The sequence below is a fragment of the Streptomyces sp. NPDC085900 genome, from assembly GCF_044540925.1.
Lineage (GTDB): Bacteria > Actinomycetota > Actinomycetes > Streptomycetales > Streptomycetaceae > Streptomyces > Streptomyces gilvifuscus.
Genome location: NZ_JBITSP010000017.1, coordinates 71,654 through 90,260, shown reverse-complemented (window position 1 = coordinate 90,260; position 18,607 = coordinate 71,654). Strand labels below are relative to the sequence as shown.

20 protein-coding genes are annotated in these 18,607 nt (G+C 68.4%); 16 read left to right on the top strand and 4 right to left on the bottom strand.

Annotated elements, in window-relative coordinates; translation table 11 throughout:
* Positions 1–126: 126 nt before the first annotated feature.
* Together ACIGDI_RS39840 and ACIGDI_RS39835 are read left to right on the top strand one after the other, a co-directional pair.
* Positions 127–774, top strand: coding sequence for an HAD family hydrolase (locus tag ACIGDI_RS39840; RefSeq protein WP_399907265.1), 648 nt, complete (start codon positions 127–129; stop codon positions 772–774).
* 4 nt (positions 775–778) lie between these two features.
* Positions 779–1,618, top strand: a complete 840-nt coding sequence (locus ACIGDI_RS39835) for a DUF1932 domain-containing protein (RefSeq protein ID WP_399907263.1) — start codon at positions 779–781, stop codon at positions 1,616–1,618.
* 7 nt (positions 1,619–1,625) lie between these two features.
* On the opposite strand, the gene ACIGDI_RS39830 is transcribed toward ACIGDI_RS39835, so the two are convergent.
* From ACIGDI_RS39830 to ACIGDI_RS39815, 4 genes are all read right to left on the bottom strand, one after another.
* Positions 1,626–2,189 (bottom strand): guanylate kinase, encoded by a 564-nt coding sequence (locus ACIGDI_RS39830; protein WP_399907261.1) that lies wholly within the window; start codon positions 2,187–2,189, stop codon positions 1,626–1,628.
* On the bottom strand, positions 2,186–3,217 hold the full coding sequence (locus ACIGDI_RS39825; protein WP_399907259.1) for an AAA family ATPase: 1,032 nt from the start codon (positions 3,215–3,217) through the stop codon (positions 2,186–2,188). The genes ACIGDI_RS39830 and ACIGDI_RS39825 overlap by 4 nt, the downstream gene beginning before the upstream one ends.
* Positions 3,218–3,520: 303 nt before the next feature.
* The gene (locus ACIGDI_RS39820; protein WP_399907257.1) at positions 3,521–4,285 is read right to left on the bottom strand and encodes a GntR family transcriptional regulator; all 765 of its coding nucleotides are present in this window, start codon (positions 4,283–4,285) and stop codon (positions 3,521–3,523) included.
* The gene (locus ACIGDI_RS39815; protein ID WP_399907255.1) at positions 4,286–4,834 is read right to left on the bottom strand and encodes a UTRA domain-containing protein; all 549 of its coding nucleotides are present in this window, start codon (positions 4,832–4,834) and stop codon (positions 4,286–4,288) included.
* Positions 4,835–5,298: 464 nt separating this feature from the next.
* Here ACIGDI_RS39815 and ACIGDI_RS39810 point away from each other — a divergent pair, with 464 nt between their 5' ends.
* From ACIGDI_RS39810 to ACIGDI_RS39745, 14 genes are all read left to right on the top strand, one after another.
* Positions 5,299–6,084, top strand: a complete 786-nt coding sequence (locus ACIGDI_RS39810; protein WP_399907253.1) for a hypothetical protein — start codon at positions 5,299–5,301, stop codon at positions 6,082–6,084.
* 221 nt (positions 6,085–6,305) lie between these two features.
* Positions 6,306–6,740 (top strand): hypothetical protein, encoded by a 435-nt coding sequence (locus ACIGDI_RS39805; protein ID WP_399907251.1) that lies wholly within the window; start codon positions 6,306–6,308, stop codon positions 6,738–6,740.
* A gap of 82 nt (positions 6,741–6,822) precedes the next feature.
* Positions 6,823–7,002: a hypothetical protein gene (locus tag ACIGDI_RS39800; RefSeq protein ID WP_399907250.1), complete on the top strand. Its 180-nt coding sequence runs from the start codon at positions 6,823–6,825 to the stop codon at positions 7,000–7,002.
* Positions 7,003–7,197: 195 nt separating this feature from the next.
* Entirely contained in the window at positions 7,198–7,389 is a 192-nt protein-coding gene (locus ACIGDI_RS39795; protein ID WP_399907388.1) for a DUF5999 family protein, read from the top strand.
* Between the two features lie 157 nt (positions 7,390–7,546).
* Positions 7,547–8,437, top strand: a complete 891-nt coding sequence (locus tag ACIGDI_RS39790; RefSeq protein ID WP_399907248.1) for a hypothetical protein — start codon at positions 7,547–7,549, stop codon at positions 8,435–8,437.
* A gap of 17 nt (positions 8,438–8,454) precedes the next feature.
* Positions 8,455–9,618: a hypothetical protein gene (locus ACIGDI_RS39785; protein WP_399907246.1), complete on the top strand. Its 1,164-nt coding sequence runs from the start codon at positions 8,455–8,457 to the stop codon at positions 9,616–9,618.
* Positions 9,619–9,845: 227 nt separating this feature from the next.
* Positions 9,846–11,492: a hypothetical protein gene (locus tag ACIGDI_RS39780; RefSeq protein WP_399907244.1), complete on the top strand. Its 1,647-nt coding sequence runs from the start codon at positions 9,846–9,848 to the stop codon at positions 11,490–11,492.
* A gap of 119 nt (positions 11,493–11,611) precedes the next feature.
* On the top strand, positions 11,612–12,658 hold the full coding sequence (locus ACIGDI_RS39775; protein WP_399907386.1) for an NlpC/P60 family protein: 1,047 nt from the start codon (positions 11,612–11,614) through the stop codon (positions 12,656–12,658).
* A 4-nt stretch (positions 12,659–12,662) separates the two neighbouring features.
* The gene (locus tag ACIGDI_RS39770) at positions 12,663–12,938 is read left to right on the top strand and encodes a hypothetical protein (RefSeq protein ID WP_399907242.1); all 276 of its coding nucleotides are present in this window, start codon (positions 12,663–12,665) and stop codon (positions 12,936–12,938) included.
* Positions 12,939–12,943: 5 nt separating this feature from the next.
* Positions 12,944–14,224, top strand: coding sequence for a hypothetical protein (locus ACIGDI_RS39765; RefSeq protein WP_399907240.1), 1,281 nt, complete (start codon positions 12,944–12,946; stop codon positions 14,222–14,224).
* Positions 14,225–14,322: 98 nt separating this feature from the next.
* The gene (locus ACIGDI_RS39760) at positions 14,323–15,396 is read left to right on the top strand and encodes a hypothetical protein (protein ID WP_399907238.1); all 1,074 of its coding nucleotides are present in this window, start codon (positions 14,323–14,325) and stop codon (positions 15,394–15,396) included.
* Positions 15,393–17,573: a hypothetical protein gene (locus ACIGDI_RS39755; RefSeq protein ID WP_399907236.1), complete on the top strand. Its 2,181-nt coding sequence runs from the start codon at positions 15,393–15,395 to the stop codon at positions 17,571–17,573. Before ACIGDI_RS39760 ends, ACIGDI_RS39755 begins: the two co-directional genes overlap by 4 nt.
* Positions 17,574–17,748: 175 nt before the next feature.
* Positions 17,749–17,970, top strand: coding sequence for a hypothetical protein (locus ACIGDI_RS39750; protein ID WP_399907234.1), 222 nt, complete (start codon positions 17,749–17,751; stop codon positions 17,968–17,970).
* Positions 17,971–18,165: 195 nt separating this feature from the next.
* Positions 18,166–18,594 carry an RRQRL motif-containing zinc-binding protein gene (locus ACIGDI_RS39745; protein ID WP_399907233.1) on the top strand — a complete coding sequence of 143 codons (429 nt, stop codon included), beginning with the start codon at positions 18,166–18,168 and terminating at the stop codon, positions 18,592–18,594.
* Positions 18,595–18,607 lie beyond the last annotated feature (13 nt).

The window sequence follows — 18,607 nt, the reverse complement described above, 5'->3', positions numbered from 1 at the left end:
TGGCGGACAATTACCGGTAAGTGCTGACAGACTTGTGCCATCTGGGCGGCACCAGCGTCTTGGCCGCCGACGGCTGCATCCCTGCCAAGAGTCTGCGCAGGTGGTAACCCGGATAGGGTCACTCGCATGCGTTTTGCCCTCTTCGACCTGGACGGCACCTTGGTCGACCGCCATTCCGCCGTCGCGGACGCCATAGCCACCCTTAGCCACGACCACGGCTACGGTCCGGAAATCGAGGACTGGCTGCTGATCGAACTCGCAGACCGGGCAGACCGCAGCGACTTCGACCGCTTGCGCAGCACCTTCCAGCTCAACGAGTCGGCCGAGCATCTGTGGCGCGTCTACGTCGACCGCATGGCGGCGGCCGTCCGCTGCCGCCCGGAAGTCCTCGCCAGCCTGCAGCAGCTCAAGGACGCCGGCTGGAGCATCGGCGTCGCCACGAACGGCTCCAGCGACATCCAGCGCGCCAAGGTCCGGGCCACCGGCCTCGCTGACCTGATCGACGGCATCGCCGCCTCCGGCGACATCGACGTCCGCAAACCCGACCCGCAGCTCTTCGAGCTCGCCGCCGCTCGGTGCGGCACTCAACTCACCCCCGACGACTGGATGACCGGCGACAACCCCGAAACCGACATCGCCGGCGGCTACAAAGCCGGCCTGCGAACGATCTGGGTCCGCGGCTGCCCCTGGCCCGACCGACTCACCATCCCCCACCACACCGTCGACGACGTCACCGCCGCCATCGACTACCTGCTCACCGAGACTTCGGAGTAGCACCGTGGACCAGCCCACCGTCGGCATCCTCCACCCCGGCAGCATGGGCGCCGCCGTCGCCGCCTGCGCCGCGACGAACGCGGCCGCAGTGCTGTGGTGCGCGGCAGGACGAAGTTCCGCCTCTGCCGAGCGTGCGATGAAGGCCGGCCTGACATCGGTGGCCACGCTGCCGGACCTGCTGGACCGCAGCGACATCGTCATTAGCCTCTGTCCACCAGTCGCCGCCGAAGACCTAGCCCACGACGTCGCCCGGGCCGGCTTCGCCGGCGTGTACGTGGAGGCCAACGCCATCAACCCTGAACGCGCGACACGCATCTCCGAGGAGCTCGGGCCGGAGGCCACCGTCGTCGACGCGGGCGTGGTCGGATCCCCGCCCGTCCGCGGTAAGACGCCCACGCTGTATCTGTCCGGTTCCCCCGCTGCCACCGCTCGGCTCGAAGCGCTCTTCGCGGGCACCCGCGTCCGGACCAAAGTGCTGGGTACCGACGTCGGGCAGGCATCCGCGCTCAAGCTCGCGTACGCGGCGTACCAGAAGACATCCCGCGTCCTGGTGGCGCTCGCCACCGGATTGGCCCGCGAGCACGGCGTCGACCAGGAGCTCATCGACGTCGCCTCCCGGCGCACCGCCTCGTACCTGTCCGAGCCCGAGTACATCGCGAAGACCGCGGCCCGAGCCTGGCGGTGGGGTCCGGAGCTGGAAGAGGCAGCCGACATGCTCGAGGCCGCTGGCCTCCCACCGCAGATGCTGCGCGCGGCTGCGACCACGCTGGCACGCTGGGACGACGTCAAGGACGACAGCAAACTCACGCTCAACGACGCCCTGGACCGCCTCGTCCAACCGTGACCCGCGCTCATGCCGTAGCCGCCTCCGCCCGCCGCATCAGCAGCTGGTCAATGCGCCGGGCGGACTCCTGCGGCGACGCCGTCGTGGTGTCCACCGTGAGACCCCAGGCCATGGCTGCGTGGGTGTCCAGGTCCTCACGGGTCGCGTCCCACGCCTCCAGGCGCGCCGCGGTGTCCGCATCACCCCGGTTCTCAGACCGTCGCGCGGTTTCTTCCCGCGAGCACCACAGCAGAACCGCAGCCCAGCTGGCCGGGAAGCCGCCGATAAGTGCCTGAATGCCGTCGACCTGCCCAAGGTGCACGACCGGGACTCCGGTCGCGAACGCCGTGTCCAGGCCGGGGCGGTCGATGACGTACACGTTGCCGTATCGGGCGTTGGCGTAGACGACGTCGCCCGCGGCCTCCAGTTCCAACAGCTGCTCGGCAGTGCCCATCCGGTAGCCGGCGCTCTTGCCTGAGCCGACCTTGAGGCGTGCGAACGGCGTATAGCGCGGGTTCATCTGGGTCAGTGCTCGGGTGACGGTGTCCTTGCCTGCCGCCGGCGGGCCGTAAAGGATCACGCCCTGTGTCATCCCACCACCGCCCCGATCGCCTGGCGTGCCTGATCCGCCAGCGAGATTGCGGCGCCCATGCGGTTGTCGACCACCAGATGAGGCACGACAGGACGCAAGTCCACGTCAACGGTGGCCACATACTCCTCCCACCGCTCCAGCTTCCACGCGTCCCGAGCTGCGCCGCGGTGCGAGATGTACTCGTGCATCGACTCCACATCGCACTGAACCCAGATCGGCGCGACCTCCACGCCGTATGAGGCGCACCGGTTGATCAGCCGCTCCATCCACTGCTTATCCGTGAGTTCCGCGATGAAAGGCGCGGTCACTACGGCAGAGATGCCGCATGAGACATGGGAGTACACGGCCTGCATCAGTGCGGCGTACTCAGCCGGCCGAACCTTGGAGCGGTACAGGTTCGTATGCCGGTCATGCGGCTGCGATCCCAGGGCAGTGAGCAGCGGTTCCACCAAAGGCCGAGTCAGCGGGTCCTTGTCCACCAGCGGCCAGCCCGTCAAATGTGTCAGAAAGCGGGCGAATTCGGTCTTTCCCGAGCCTGCGTATCCGCCTACCAGTACGACGCAAGGCCGATGCGGGTCACCGCCGGTGCGACGGCGCTTCCACGCTTCCATCACCCGCTGTTGCCAGCTGTAACTGTCGAAACCGTCCCCGTTCCCGATCCGGGTCAGTGCCCGCTCGACGGCGATGACGTGAAGTCCATTGCGCTGCTCAGGAAGCGGGCTGACCTCGAATTTGGTCTCTTCGCCTGGGAGCGCTGGACGGAACCCGAGTGACGGCTCTGTTGCCCGATACAGCAAGCAATAGGCCCGACGGTACGAGGGACCGGGGTAGCTCTCGCCCGTCTCGTGCTGGCTCAGAGTCTGGGGATTCGCGGCAGGCACGCCCTTCAGGCCGGCCTGCTCTGCCACGAGCCGCAGCTGTTCGCCCGCTTCCTCAAGCGTCAGCCCGTGAGCCTCCCGGTGCTCCCTGAGCCTGTCCGGGCGCCATCCAGCGCGCTTGCCCACCCCGTGGTCCTCCGTCTTCACCATGATTCGGAGCCTAGGCGCGAGCCCCGAAAACCGATGTGTACCTAGTCGTTGAAAACGTGTTGAGGAACTCGTGCACCGAAGTGACGAGCCCTTCGTGATGTTCCTCAGGGCCACTGCCAGGTGTGATGGCCCCCACACCACACCACAGTGAGTCGTCAGACGGGGGCGCGGCACATGACCAGGCGATGCGACATCAGAGCGACGCTTCGAACGAGAGCAGCGTACCCCCTTAAGGCTTACTCGCTTAAGGAGGAGCCGGTAACGCTGCCTTATACAGAGCGCGAGGCATCGACTGGAACGCCGTCAGGTGACGGTGAGTCGGTACCGCATCCGGTACTTATGTGCCGCCTTTGTCAGCAGGGACGCCTCGATCGGTCGATCACCATCGGAGTACACGATCCTGAAGGTGAGCATGACCGGCATGTCCTTCGGGAGTTCGAGGGCAACGACCTCTTCCTCTGTAGGGATCTCGGAGGAGACCTCGTCCACGAAAGTCCGGGGCGGGAATCCCAGCTCATTCAACAGAGTTGGGGTGCCCCCTCGGATCTTCCGGTGGTCCATCATGGCCGTGCCTTCCGCAAGGTCGAGCGGGTAGTACGAGCATGTGAGCTCGGTCGGGTCGTCATCGAGCAACAGGATCTGCTTACGGAGGAGCGCGCGCTCTCCTTCTTCCAGTCCAAGAGCCAGGGCAACCTCCCGCGGCGGCGGGACAGGGCCCACTTCGAGGATCTTCGTCGATCCGCGCTGCGATCGTTTCGCAGCTTCGGTGATCCAGCGATAGGGCTCGCCCGCTTCTGCCGGCGGCAGGTATACAGCGGGCGATACGGCTTGCTGTGTGCTGCCTTTGACGAAGACGCCCTTGCCAGGGTGGCCAATCAGCAGGTCTTCGTCCTTCAGCATGAGCAGGGCTTTCTGCACCGTGGTGCCCGCGACGCCGTACATCTCCATCAGCGCCGGGGTCGACGGCAGTTTTGCTCCTGGGACAAGGTCGCCACGAGTGATCTGCCTGCGCAAAGTCGCAGCGATCTTCTGATGGGCCGATCGCCTGTCCTCGAACGATCTAGCCATTCAGCCGGCCTGCTTCCTTTGTCGGTACTGGAGGTGCCGGGTCATCGTCATGACGCTGACCTCCAGGGGCTCTCCGTTGGTGGATGCGGTGAATCGGGTCAGGACCAACACGGGTGTGCTTGGAGGCAGACCCAAAGCTGCGCACTGATCAGGGCTGGCCGTCGCCGCGAAAACGTCTTCGAGAGGCTCGTCTTCGAGGGTGAAACCCAGCTCAGCCAGCAGTGTGACCGCTCCGCCAGGGATCTTCCTGCGCTCTGCAAGTCGGGTGCCGCGCGCGATGTGTGCCGGGTAGTAGGAGTCCGCCATCTCAACGGGCTCACCATCGAGCAGAATCAGCCGCCGCCGGACGAAGGGCCTGTCGGTGGGTCCGAGGTCGAGGAACTCGCGCACGAAGTCTGGAGGGTCGACGACCTCCTCAACGGCGAGCAGGCGTTGGCTCCCGCGGCGGCCGCGCGCTGCAGCCTCTTCGCTCCAGGCGTCACGCTCCCCCGCCTGGCGAGGCGTGAGATACGGCTGAGCATCACCCACCCAGGCGTCATCGCTGCTCACGTTATGCCTCCCCGGTCCGTCCTGACCTGCCGCAACCTTAGTGCCCAACCACTTCATCCAGCATGGAGTGACCTTAAGGCTTGCGACCTTAAGGCTTATGCCCTTATGGTTTCACACATGGCGCCTCGCTGGGGCCATAGGCCCTGATCCGCTCGACGGGTTATGAGACCCGACTCCTCCACCCGGAACCGTCCCAGACGGCGTCGGATGAGGGAGCCGGAAAGTATTGGCCCTCTGCCAGCAAGACCTTAGGAAGCCACTTCCCCTGATGGGGAGGGCCGGGGTTGATAGCTCCACCAAATCCCCCGGGCCAGCCACCTGGCTGGTGTGGCGGCTCCTGCACTTCACGTCGCCCAGCGCAGATGCGTTGTCTGTCCGCCAGGACGTCGGGGACGACCCCGTGTGCCTGGCAGGCGGAGAGAGCATCGTGACCCGCTTCGTCCCTCCGATCTCTAGGAGCCTCTATGACGACTCCCACGGCTGCCACGTCGAAGGCCCGCGTACGTCGCCGTAAGACCCGCACCAAGAACGTCAACTCCCGCCGCCCGGTCCTCGCTTCCGGTCTCCCTGTCGTAGAGCTCGACTTGACCCCGGGCAAGGAATGCCTAGTCTGCCCCGACTGCTCTACCTGGGTTCCGATCACCGGCGTGCTAGGCACGCCGAAGCTTGTGCCGCACCATGCCGGCCGCGCCAAGACGGCTGAGCCTCGCCGCTGCACGGCTGGCAGCAACCGCCAGGTCACCGTCGACATTGACGTACGCGAGTGGGCTCGCGCTGTGGCCGAGGCCGACGCCACGGCGACCGGACGGCGCAGCGCCCGGGTGAACCGCAAGCCACGAACCACCGCACCGGTCCCTGTGCTTCGCCTGGCTTCCCTGCCCGGTCCCAGTGCACGACTGCTGGCTGCGCAATCGAAGGCGCGTACCGCTGTTGATGACCACCGCAGTGAGTGCCAGGTGTGCCGCACTGGCCGGATGCGGTGCCCGGTGGGCCGGGAGCTGGAGATCCGGATGGGGCACACCGACGCTGCGGTGCGGCTGGAGCAGGAGCAGCACGAGCTGGCACTGCGAGCTGCGACCGCGCCGGCCATCCCGCGGGCTCAGCAGTGGCGCCGGATCGACCGTAAGAAGACGGTGTCGCGGACCGATGAGCGGCGCGCTCAGGTGCCCGCTGGGGACGCCCCCTTGGTGAGCCGCCCGGTCCCGCTGACGACGCTGCGTCCCAAGGTTTCCGCTCGCCCCGCCAGTTGACCCGCTTCGTACGAGCAGCCACAACCTCGTCGACCGTAATGAACCCCCGCAGCCTGCGCTGCCCGCCGCCCACCGTTCCCGCACACCGGGGTCGGTGGGCGGCGGAGTGCGCAGGACGCACTCCCTGCCGATCCGGGCAGGGCCATGGAAGCGACGAACCCCCAGGGATTGCGCCCCTGGGGGTTCTTGTCGCAGGTCACCCGGTGAAAGGACCGACCTGCATGCCCAGCATCATGACACTCTCCCCCGTTCTGGACGACAGGCCCCCGCTGCCGATGCGGCCCACCCCGCACGAACGGGACGGACGCGACCCGTCCCCGGACAGCGGCCGCCCCCACCCCCAACAGCACGCTGCCGGGGCCGATCCGACGATGACCGAGGTCCTGCGCCGGGTCGTGGACCGGCAGATCGGCCCACGCGAGGTGGGCGCGATCTACCGCAACACCGCTGGCGTCTTCGAGGTCCTGGTCGTCGTCCGCGACCCGGAGGCAGCACGTGCCTTGCTCCGGCGACGCAGCGCCCATTGGGCTCTGATCGTCAAGGACATCACCCGGCACGACGGTGAGCCGCACGCGATCGGCAGCGTGTGGACCACCTCGGATTTCCTGGTCCGCGAGGCTGGCGCCCGCCGCACCGTCGAGGAGGCGATCGCATGATCACCCGTCTCACGGATGCAGAACGCGCGGAGCTCTCCCGCAAGGTCGCCGAGGCCAACAAGAGGTCCGGGGAACGCCCCAAGTGACCGCGGAAGACCTCTACGACCGCTACCAGCTCGCCCACGCCGCGTACCGCTCACACCGGGCCGCCTGTACCGACTGCACGGACACCAGCCGCTGCCCGACCGGGCAGCGGCTGTTCGAGTCCTTCACGCGTCTGCAGGACGCCTACCTCAACCGTCAGCGCCCGAACGGGCGCTGACGCTTCCCCAGCCCGACATCGCCACCTCTGTCGGCTGCCTGACCCGCCCGGCCCGCCCCGCCTCTCGACGGCGGCTGGTCCGGGCGGCGTCCAGGGGAGCCGCGCAGCCCCGCGCCACCTATCCCCGTGGAGGTTTTGATGCGCACCCTGACCTCGCCCGCCAGCAGCACCCCGACCGGCCGCCAGCCGCGCTCGCTGTGCCGGCACACCCCGGCCTGTCCGACCGCAGCCAGCCCGGACGCGGAAGCCGCCCGGATCGTGGCGGCCCATCCCGAGCAGGGCTGGTCGCTGCTGTGCAACGGCGTCCTGGTCTTCGACGACACCGGCGACCTGCTGCCCGACGGCCAGGTCATCACCCCGCGCTGGCATCTCACCAGCGCGACCTGACCCACCACCCCGGGCCACCCCGCCCAGCCCGGCATCGCCACCTCTGTCGGTTGCCTGACCCGTCCGGCCCAGCCCCGCCCCTCGGCGGTGGCTGGTCCGGGCGGTGTCCAGGGGAGCCGCGCAGCCGCGCGCCCGCCTGATTTACCTGGAGGTTTTCGTGCCCCGCACCATCGCGCTCAAGGCCCCGCTGGACGAGTCCGGCCTCTGGCGCAAGGCGCCCGACGCACCGTCTCCTGCGGTGCTCGACACCGCCGCATTACCTCGTCAAGGAGCCCCGGACATGCCCGTCGATCACGCCCTCGGACGCACGGTCACGGTGCCCGCGGACGAAGTGCGTGAGGCCTTCGCCCGTCTGGCGCCGCATCTGCCGGCCTACCTGCTCAAGGTGGAGCCCAGCCCGTCCGGCTTCGGCCTGCGCTTCCAGCTCGCTGCGTTCACCGGCCGTGAGAAGTGCCCGGCCATGCCGTCCTCGTACTACGACGACCCCGCGCTGCGGGTCGTCGGAAAGGACGACCCGCGGGAGTTCCGGATCCGGCAGATGGCCGACCAGGTCATGTCCGAGCTGCTCCAGGAGGCGTGCCGCGAGTGGCGGGACGCCTCCTATGTCGCGGACCTCAAGCAGGCTGTCGCCGACACTCCCGACCGCTGGAAGACCTATGAGCGGGAGGCGAAGGCGCTGGAGTCGGCCTACGCCTACCTGCGCACCCCCGAGGCCGCCCGCGAGTGGCCGGCGGCCATCTCCCGCCTGGTCGACGCCCAGGACCGCACCCGCACCGCGGCCGCCCGGTTCGACGACCGCGCCGCCGAGATCGCCCGCGTCCACGAAAAGCACCTGTACGCCGACCTCGGCCACACCGAGGCCCTCACCCGCGCCGGCTTCCCCGAGGCCGCCCACTGGCACATCGCCTCGGCCGACAGCTACAGCAGCAGCTACTTCAGCTCCTGGTCGAGCGACGTGCCGCTCACCGAGCAGGCACGCCGCCTGATCGAGCAGCAAGACACCCACGTCACCAAGGTCGGCCGCCTGTCCGGTACGGCCACCACCTGAAAGAAGGGAGAACACGCATGAACGCCATGAACGCGATCAAGAAGTGGCGGCCGTCCTCGCGCGGCCTGGTGCTCACCGTCCTCGGTGCCGTCACGTTGGGCGTCGCCGTTCTGTCGGTGTACGTCAGCTACCAGATCCTCGCCCCCCGCTTCCACGGCTGGTCCGCGCCCACTGTCGGCGCCCTGGACGCCCTGTGGGTCGTCTTCCAGGCGACCGAGATCCTCGCGGGCAACAACCACCGCCGCACTGCGCGGGTTCAGGTGGCCGGCCTGGCCCTCACCGTCGTCAACGCGGCCATCCCCACCGTCGACCTCATCCTGACCGGCGGCTTCGACCTGGCCGTGGTCCTCACCCCGGTCGCGATCGTCGCGACCAAGGGGGCCTGGTGGATCGCCCTGCCGTCGCTTGGGCGCCGCACATCGGCCGCCACCCGGCAGACGATCGACGCCAAGCGCCAGGAGGTCGCCGACCGCCTGGAGGTGATGGAAGCCGAGGCCGCACACCGGATCGAGCTGCTGCGCACCGCGACCGGCCTGGAGAAGCAGGTCGCCAAGGCGGAGACCGCCTACCGCAAGGCGCAGCTCAAGACGCAGCAGACCATGACCGAGCAGCTGCACCAGCAGGCCGTCTCCACCAACAAGACCGTCACCGACAAGCCGCTCCCGCCGTCCGTGGGGGCGATCCGGCTTCCGGAGCTCGACACCTGGACGCCCACCGCGCCCGCCCTGCCCGTCACGGCCAGCCGCGACGCCTCCGGCACGGATTTCCTCGCCCTTCCCGGTGGGCGTGACTGTTTCGGTACGGACGCCAGCGGTCGTCACGCAGGTCAGGACGATTCCGTGAGCGACCGTGACGGCGAGCGTCGCACCCGGCGTGACGCGGACCGCGACGCCGTCGCGCTCGCCGAACTCGCAGCCGTCGCAGGCGTACCGGTCCCGCAGTACGGCGAGCCGCTGACCGACGGACAGCTGGACGTCGTGCTGCGGCACCTGCGCTACCGCGACGACCCGCCGATGTCCCAGCGCAAGGCCGGCGCGGCCTTCCGCAAGGCCGGGTTCATCGGCAGCGAGGAGCGCGTACGCCGCGCCTGGAACGCGCTGCTCTTGAAGGAGGGCCTCGATCAGGACGAGGAGGCCGAAGAAAGCGACAACGAAGAGGAGCCCGAGGACGCGGACGCCTGAACTCCCCGTCCGGCACCACCAGTGAGGGCCAGCCCGCAGGTTGCGGGCTGGCCCTTGCTGCGACTGCCGGAAGCACAGCGCAGTCGAGCGGTGCAGACCCGGCGAGTGACCTGGCGAGCGGCCCACGCCGCAGACCCAGCGAGCAGACCCGGCGAGCACCACCAAACCCCGAACCGCGGGCGCGCAAGCCCTTTGGCCGCGACCTGCGATCAAGAGAAAGGAAGGGTGTGTCGAAGAAGAAACAGCAGGTCAGCGAGGATCTCTACGGGCAGACCGCCGGAGCGATCGGCGTCCTGGTGACCGTGTTCGCCGTCCTGGGCGGGATCAAGGACAAGCTGGGCTTGTCCTGGCCCGTCACGGTGGTGCTCACGGCCGGTGTGCTGGTCCTGCTCGGCTACGCAGCCTGGCAGGCCAGAACCCGCATCCTGCGCCTGCTGGCAGGCACCCAGCAGCCCGCAGCGGCCGCGACGAAGAGCGAGGAAACCTCCCCGGCCACCGCCGTCATCGGCGGCGACCAGGCCGCCGCCGAAGCGGCCGTGCCACATCCCCAGATGACGCCGGCGCTCCGCAAGGCCAAAGTCATCGACAAAGACGAGATCATCCGCGCCCACGAGGTCTCCATCGAGCCGGTCCCGCCTCCGGGTCGGGGCACTTTCTACGACTTCCTGGTGCCGGAAGGCAAGACCAACCAGGACGTCGAAAAGAAGCTCGGCGCCGTGGCCGGCATGTTCGGCGTCACCCGGCTGCACACGAAGATGGAGCGCATCTGGGACAACGAACGCCGCACCCGGCTCCTGGTCCTCGATGAGCCCCCGCACAGCCGCCCGTTCGCCTCGCCGACCCGGCAGGAGATCGAGGCCTTCGACGGTGTGCCGCTGGGGCACGACGTCATCGGTCGGCTGGCCGGGGTGCCCACCTTCGACAAGGCATCACTGCTGGTCGGAGGCATGTCACAGATGGGCAAGACCACCCTGATCAACGGCCTGATCACCTGTCTACTCATCGCCTACGGCGACTTCGACCTGTACCTGCTGGACGGCAAGTTCTGCGGGCTCACCCGGTTCGAGAAAGTCGCCGTGCGCTATGAGTCCTCCGACGATCCGGCCGTTTTCGAGGACATGGTCGACGAGCTGAATGCGCGCGGTGATGCCCGCTATGCAAAGAAGCGGGAAGCCGTCCGGAACCGGAAACCGGACCCCGAATTCCGGCCCGTGTTCTTCATCGTGGACGAAGCTGCTGATTTCTTCGCTCACGACGGTACGAACGCCGGAAAAGACAATGCTGCACGCATCGCGGAAAAGGCACGATCCCTGGTCTCCAAGTGCCTGGAGTCCGGTATTTCCGTGGTGATGCTCACGCAGCGACCCTCTACGAACGCGATTCCGGTCATGGTGCGCGACCAGTTCGTTTACCGGATCTGTCTGTACGTGGCGTCGGAGGGAACCGCGAAGGTCGCACTCGGAGACACCTACTTCGAGACGATCGCCCCGATCAGCCCACCGCTCCTCAACCCCGACATCAAGGGACAGGCGGTTCTATTCGCCAACGGAACTTCCACACTGATTCGCGGATTCAATTTCCCCGACGAATTCATCTGGGAAGTGGTCGATGACGTGGCTGCACGACAACAGCACGCTGTCGAGCAGGCGCCGGAAACTCCACTCACGCGGGCAATCGACCTCATGCGGAACCGTCAGGTCGACTTCCTCCCGACGTCAGAACTGGCTCCCTTCCTCGGCATCACGGAAACCGACAAGGCGAAAGCCGGAAGGGAACTGAGCGCCCTGCTCGGTGTGGCCTCGGACAAGTCCACCAAGGGCGTGCGCGGCTACCGGCTCACGGATCTCATCGCCGCCGCCGCGTCCGATTCGTGACCGCCACCCGGGTCCGCCAGCGAACCGCCAGCTCACCGCCACCCGGCCCGCCGGGTGGCGGACGGACCCGCCCGGGTGGCGGTCTTCTGGCGGACCTCTGGCGGACTCGGGTGGCGGACCTGACCAGCGAAAACGATCAATCATGCCCCGAAAGGAGGGAAGGGCCGTTGCGCGCCTCAATAGCCGTCACCGCAGGAGCGGGAGCGACCGCGGCCGTCGTCCTGGCCGCGCTTGTCCAGGCCGCCGGCGACGACCCGGTCACCACGGCACTCAGCCTGAGCGTCCCCAGCCAGTACAAATCCCTGATCCAGGACGCGGGAAACACCTGCCCCGAGGTCACACCCAACCTGCTCGCCGCGCTTTTAACCCAGGAATCCGGCTTCAATCCCAAAGCGAAGTCCAGCGTTGGCGCCGAGGGAATCGGGCAGTTCATGCCGTCCACATGGGAAACCCGTGGGATCGACGGAAACGGCGACGGAAAACGCGACGTATGGGACCCCGCAGACGCGATCCCCTCGGCAGCCAAGTACCTGTGCGACATTGCCGGAGACGTCAAGGACGTTCCCGGCGACGAGCAGTCCAACATGCTCGCCGCCTACAACGCTGGAAGCGGCGCCGTCCGAAAATATGGAGGCGTCCCCCCGTATAAGGAGACACAGAACTACGTCAAATCCATTCGAGCCCTCGCCGACCGGCCTACCGGCGGAAAGACCGTAGAAGCGAGCACCGATCAGGCTGCTATCGCACTCAGTGCGGCAGCCAAAATGATCGGGACCCCGTACTCATGGGGCGGCGGAAATGCCAGCGGCCCCAGCACGGGAACCTGCTGCTCACCCAAGGGCAAATCCGGGACTTCCATCACCGGTTTCGACTGCTCGGGGCTCACACTCTACGCCTACGCGAAGGCAGGGATTTATCTGCCGCGCACGGCCGCACAGCAATACGCGGCATCAGAGCCCGTAAAGCCCGGAGATGTCCGGCCCGGGGATCTCGTCTTTTACGGATCCAGCGTGTCGAGCATTCACCACGTCGGTCTTTACATCGGCGGCGGCTACATGATCGACGCCCCCCGTCCCGGCACCCAGGTCCGCTACGACCCCATGGACGTCATGACCGACCTGATCGCCGTCGCCCGCCCCACCTCCCACAGCAACAAGGAGATCTGACTTCATGTCCAAGTTCACCGTGCTCGCCAAGCCCGTCGACATGTCCACCGGCTTCAAGGACTTCTTCGACACCATCGGCCTCACCGGCGGCGGCCTGGTCACCAAGGGCATCGCCGCCGTCATCGCGATCATCGCGCTGCGCATGCTGCTGCAGCTGTCCCACGACCCCAAGGGCGCTCTGCGCAAGGGCACCCTGGCCGTCGGCACCCTGTTCGTCGCGGTCGTCCTCGCCCTCTACGGCGACACCCTGTTCTCCACCGTCACCCAGGCCAAGGGCTGACCCGCATGGCAGACCACGACCCCTGCGACGCCCTCAAGGGCACCCCGGGCTACGAGTACTGCACCCGTGGCCCGGGCTCCGACGGACCTCCCGGCACGAGCAGCGGAGGAGGTGGCGGCCTCACCGGCAATGCCGTCGACAACGCCCGGCACCTGGTGGAAAGCCTGATCAAGAAGATCTCTGGCCTTGTCGCTCCGAAGGATGCGTGGGCGCCGGCGCGATCGGACAGCGGGCTGTATGAGCCTTTCCTGTGGCTCGGGCAGCACCTGGCCGTCGCCATCTTCATCTGTGTCGTCGTTGTGTGCGCCCTGACCGCATGGCAGGGCGCACCGCGGCTCAAGCAGATGGGCGCCTCGACCGGCTGGACCCTGGTGGCCGTCGCCGGCATGGCATCGGTCCCCGGAGCCGTGATGCTGCTCAACAAGGCCGTGAGCGCCGCGTTCACGACCGCGTTCGACAGCGATGAATCAACACTGTTCGGTGCGATCCGCAAAGACCTGCACAGCGGAGCGGACCTAAACAACCCGCTGGCGAAGCTGCTGCTACTGGCCGCGATCGCCGTCGCCCTCGCTTTCGCCTTCCTCGTGTTCCTCACACGGCAGCTCGGCATCTTGGCGTTCGTGTGCATGGCCCCTGTGGTGCTGGCCTCGCTGGCCCGCGGGGGCGACCCGACCGCAGTCAAGGCGTGGGCGCAGCGCCTGCTGGGGCTGATGTTCGCACCGTTCGCCCTGCTGCTGCTCTCCCCGTTCGTCCAGCTCGCCAAGGGCTCGCTGATCGTGGACAGCGTCCTGCTGGTCGCCTCGGATGCTGTCATGCTGCGGATGATCTTCCACGGGGTGCCGTACTTCGGGCCGAAGGTGGCCGGCGCCGCCCGGACGTATGTGGAGAGCAGGACTCCCAGCCCGCTCGCCCATGCTGTCGTGCGGGCCGGCGCACCCGACGTCTATGAGAAGGAGAACATGCCGCGCGCTCTGCGCACCGTCGACACCCCCGGACGTGCCATGTCCCGGGACCGCGGTGTGCTGTTCGCCGCCTACGGCATCACGCCGAAGGAGCGGGCGGGACGGCTGACCACCCAGTCGGCCGTCGCGAAGGAGCACCGGGAGGCGAGCGAAACCGCAGCCCGCCGCCAGCAGCTGCGGGAGGTACGCGAGCGGTTCCGCACCACCCCGTCGCCGGACGCGCCCCCTGCCCGTCGCAGCACCAGCGCCCCCGCCCCGGTGGTGGCTCCGGCACAGCCGACACCGGCTGCCCAACCGTCCTCCAGCCAGCCGCCCACCCCGTAACAGCCGCCCTGGCCCCTGCTCTCCCCTGCCCCGCTGTCAGGCGGGCGTAGGAGAGCCGGGGCCAGGGCACATTTCGCATCTTCAGGAGGTTGTCTCCCGTGTACTCCCTGACGCCCGGATACCGCATCCCCGCCGTGCAGCGCGGCCTCAGCCGCGCCGAAACCCTGCTGACCAAGGTGAACGCCGGGCTCGGGAGCGCCGCACTGATGTCGGCCGCGATCACTCCGCCCCCGGTATGGACGTTCGCCGCCGTCGGCGCCACGGCCGCCGTCCTCAACCTCGCCCCCGGGCCTCGCTCCATCGTCCGGTGGGCGACGGTTGGCTACCGGCACCTGCGCGAGCGCAGCGTCCCCGACTCCATCACCGCTCACCCGGGCGCGACGAAGACGTGGGCGCTGTACCCGATGCACGGCACCATGCAGGACGCCCATCGGCGGGCCGCGTTCCACGCCGCATTCGCCCGCGCCCTCACCTTCGCCGGCGACCAGGCCCGCACCGTGGGCGTCCAGATCCACGTCACCCACCACACCACCGCCGACGCCTACACCGAGCACACCCAGACGATCACCGTCCACGTCCCCAAAGGTCTGATCGCCTACCCCGAGCGCGTCATCGACACCCTGGAAGCCGAGTTCGCCGGCCTCGGGGAACTGACGGAGGCAGTCCCGGCTCAGCTCCCCGCAGTGACCGAGCGCGGCTCGGGCTGGGTGGGTCTGGACGACGGCCGCTATGTGGCGACCGCCCGCATCACGGCCTGGCCGGAGGAGACGGACGGTGACCTCATGCCCCGACTGTTGCTCGGCCCCGGCACCGACCGGTCCCTCGCGGTGCTGTACCGGCCACTGCCAGCCGGGTTGTCCCGCCGATCGGCGAAGTGGCAGCGGGCCGCATCCGAGGCCTTCACCGCCGACAAGGTCAAGCAGGATGCGCACGACATCGCCAGCGGCACCATGCACGGCGAGCTGGTACAGGGCGCCACCCTCGTCGACCTGGACGCCTACCTCACCGTGGTCGGCGACAGCCCCGAAAGCGTCACCGAGGCCCGCTGGCAGGCCTCCCTCACCGCCGACCGGCACCGCATCCGCCTCGACTGGCTTGCCGGCCAGCAGCATCGCGCGCACGTGATGACCACCCCGCACGGAGCCACCACACAGAAGGGGGCAATCCTGTGATCCGTCTGCCCACCACCCACGCCGCGATCACCGCGCCGCTGGTCGCCTCCCACACGACCTTCCCCGGCATCCTGATCGGCCGCTCCCTGCTGGACGGACGGCCCTTCCACCTCTCCCCCGTCCAGGCTTCCGCCGCCCTGCTGCCATCGACCAACAGCCTCGCCCTGGGCGGTCTCGGCTCCGGCAAGAGCACCACAGCCAAGACCCGGGCCAACCGCGAGATCCGCCAAAACGGCCACCAGTACGTCGTCATCGACAGCTTCGGTGAAGACAACAGCGGCGAGTGGGCACCGCTGACACGATCCGTCGGCGGTCGGGTCATCGAGGCCGGCACCTTCACCCTCAACCCGGTCAGCACCCTGTTCCCGCCCGAGGTGCGCGAGCAGCTGGTCCGCTCGCTGATCCTGGCCGTGGAGCCCGGTGCGCTCACCCACCAGGCCACGCACGCCCTGCAGCACGCCCTGAACCACCCCAAGGCGACCTCGCTCAACGGCCTGGTCGACGCACTGATCAGCCCGGAGGAAGGCCGCTGGCCGGCCACCAAGCTGACCGAGTGGGGCGAGGGCGCCGCGATCGGCCTCTCCCGCTACACCGAAGGCTCACTAAGGGGTCTGTTCGACGGCCAGGACGCCAGCCTGCCGGAGACTGACCTGCCCATCATCTCCTTCGACTTCTCCCGCCTGGACCGCAACTCCCCGGCAATCCCGTCCCTGATGGCCGCGATCAGCTGCTGGGCAGAGCACGTGTGGCTGCGCCAGTCCACGGCCGTGCACAAGCACCTGGTGCTGGAGGAGGCCTGGCAGATCCTGTTGTCCCCCGCCACCAGCGAACTGATCCAGCGCCTGCTGAAGAACTCCCGCAAGGCCGGGTTGTCGCTGGACGTCGTGATGCACACCCTCTCCGACCTCGGAGAGGGCAAGGCCCGTGATCTCGCCAAGCTGTGCGAGATCGCCCACGTCGGCCGCCTCAACCCAGAGGAGGCCGCCTCGGTGGGCGCCCTGCTCGGACTGCCCGCCTGGGCAGTCGAGAGAATCCCGATCCTGGATCCCGGACAGGCCGTGTGGAAGGTGGGACCCGACTACGTCGACGTCATCCAGACGATCCTCACCAAGGAAGAGGCCGCACTCACCGACACCTCGGCACGGCGCCGCATGGCACAACAGGCTCCGGTCGTCGAGCAGGACACCCAGGGCGCGACCGAGCAGCCGACGGAGCCGATCGAGGACATCGACGCCGAGGCAGACGCCGACACGGACGCGGACTCGATGCAGGACCTGTACGCACCGTTCACGACTACCGAAGAGACATGGGACTGGGAGACGCTCCCGCCCAACGTCCTCGAGGGCGGGCCGGCAAGCTTCGACCTTGCCCGGCACGAGCGGGTCCTGCAGGCCGCGATGGAAGGCCGGTTCGGCGAGGCCGCTGAGCTGGCCGCAGTCCTTGAGCGCGAGGACATCACCATTCACGGTCTCAACTCCACCCAATCCCTTGCATGGTTGGAGACCCGGGCCCAGGTGGCAGAACTGCGCGGGGAGCCCGGACAGGCCGCGCAACTGCGCGCTACCGTCGCCCGCATGGGCAACGACGGCGCATGGTTCGAGAAGAACGACAGCACCTCACCGGTCTGGCACAGCGTTCCCCCGCCGCCCATTCCTGCGCCGACGGCTGACGACAAGCCCGGGCGGCCGGCCCGGCGCACCTGGCCTTACGTTGCCGCGATCGCGACACTGTCCATCGCCGCCGCATGCGTGTGGCAGAACGCCGCCAACGAGCAGCACCGCCAGGACCGCCAAGCGAAGGCAGCAGCGTTCAAAGGACGGTCCGGTGCGGCGATCCGCATCGACGGCGTCGACACGGACGTTGTGGCTCAGTGGAGCAGCGACCGGGACAGCGTTGTTGTAGAACTCCGCTCGTACTTCGACCGCACCGTCAAATACCTGCGCATCGATGGAGCGGGGAAGACTGCGACCTCGTCCCGAGGCAAGGAGCTCTGGTATCCCAAGACTCCTGAGCTCAAGCTGCCGGTCATAGACCCGCTCGCGGATATCACTGTGCGCGTAGCGGTCGGTGGTAAGACCTGGAAGGAAGGCGGCCGGGCGGAATCCCGCACTATCCGTCTCTCCCCGACGGGGGTCGCGTACGACGCGGATACCGGCAAGGCGCTGCCGTCTGACTGACGCATCCCCCTTACCCGCGTTGAGGGCCCGCACCGAGAAGGTGCGGGCCCTCAACGCATTCCTGCTCCGGACGTTGTGTCTGGTCCTCGCGTCGTGTTCCGGCACGGCGAGGACCGGGCAGGCCGTCCGGCCCCACGCACCACCCCTGAACCGCCAACTGAGAGAGGACTGCTCGATGGGTAACTGGTTCCGTGGACGCGAGAACGCCACCGATGACGCCGAGCGCAGCCGCAGGCTTCTGCAGGGCGTCGAGGACGCCTACGAGGCGCGCACCGGTGACCCCGTGAACGGCGGCGAGCTGACCGACTTCGAGACCGTCGTGCTCCACAGCACGTGGCCGGCTCCTGGCCAGGCCTATCCGCCCGCCGGTCACGACTACCCGATGAGGAACCGGTAGCCACCAGACCCGAGCCCGCCTGCAGCCCCGCCGACGCCCTGTCGGCGGGGCGCTTTGCTGCACGCCACCGTCAGGGAGGACCCCGCTCGTGCTCATTCCCCGCCCGCGCCGCCGGATCGGCCGGCCCCGCCCGCCGCGTCCCGGCCCCCGCTACCCGCAGCAGCCCCGGCCACTGCCCGGCGCCTGGAGGACGTGATGGATCAGCAGTTAGCCGACGGCCGCGAACTGGTCGACGTCGACGTCTACGACGACGGCAGCTTCCCCGTCTTCCGGTGGAAGCAGGCGCCCGCAGGCCTGGCCACCCGCCGCCAGCTGCGGGAGATGGGGCTGCGGCCCGGCGGGCAGGAGCCCGTCGCCCGCATCGAATGCCGCCGCGGGAAGCGGTGGGCGTGGCTGTACCGGATCGACCTCGCCAAGCCCAAGCGCACCCCGAGCCTTGCCCAGGAGATGGCCTTGGACCGGGCGATGGCAGCGAGGCAAACATGCCCGGCCTGCCGGCGACGCTATTACGCGTGCCTCCCGTTGCGGACGCAGGGCCGCTGCGATGCCTGCGAGAAGGGCTTCGAGCCCAGCCCCGACACCGTCATGAGCCCGGCGCCGCCCGAGCATGACCTCGCTGCCTGATGAGGAGTATCCC

Coding starts and splice junctions, on each gene's coding strand:
- ACIGDI_RS39770 (WP_399907242.1), top strand. CDS start 12,663: ATGTCCAAGTTCACCGTGCTCGCCAAGCCCGTCGACATGTCCACCGGC.
- ACIGDI_RS39825 (WP_399907259.1), bottom strand. CDS start 3,217: ATGGTGAAGACGGAGGACCACGGGGTGGGCAAGCGCGCTGGATGGCGC.
- ACIGDI_RS39840 (WP_399907265.1), top strand. CDS start 127: ATGCGTTTTGCCCTCTTCGACCTGGACGGCACCTTGGTCGACCGCCAT.
- ACIGDI_RS39765 (WP_399907240.1), top strand. CDS start 12,944: ATGGCAGACCACGACCCCTGCGACGCCCTCAAGGGCACCCCGGGCTAC.
- ACIGDI_RS39810 (WP_399907253.1), top strand. CDS start 5,299: ATGACGACTCCCACGGCTGCCACGTCGAAGGCCCGCGTACGTCGCCGT.
- ACIGDI_RS39820 (WP_399907257.1), bottom strand. CDS start 4,285: ATGGCTAGATCGTTCGAGGACAGGCGATCGGCCCATCAGAAGATCGCT.
- ACIGDI_RS39830 (WP_399907261.1), bottom strand. CDS start 2,189: ATGACACAGGGCGTGATCCTTTACGGCCCGCCGGCGGCAGGCAAGGAC.
- ACIGDI_RS39750 (WP_399907234.1), top strand. CDS start 17,749: ATGGGTAACTGGTTCCGTGGACGCGAGAACGCCACCGATGACGCCGAG.
- ACIGDI_RS39805 (WP_399907251.1), top strand. CDS start 6,306: ATGCCCAGCATCATGACACTCTCCCCCGTTCTGGACGACAGGCCCCCG.
- ACIGDI_RS39745 (WP_399907233.1), top strand. CDS start 18,166: ATGGATCAGCAGTTAGCCGACGGCCGCGAACTGGTCGACGTCGACGTC.
- ACIGDI_RS39785 (WP_399907246.1), top strand. CDS start 8,455: ATGAACGCCATGAACGCGATCAAGAAGTGGCGGCCGTCCTCGCGCGGC.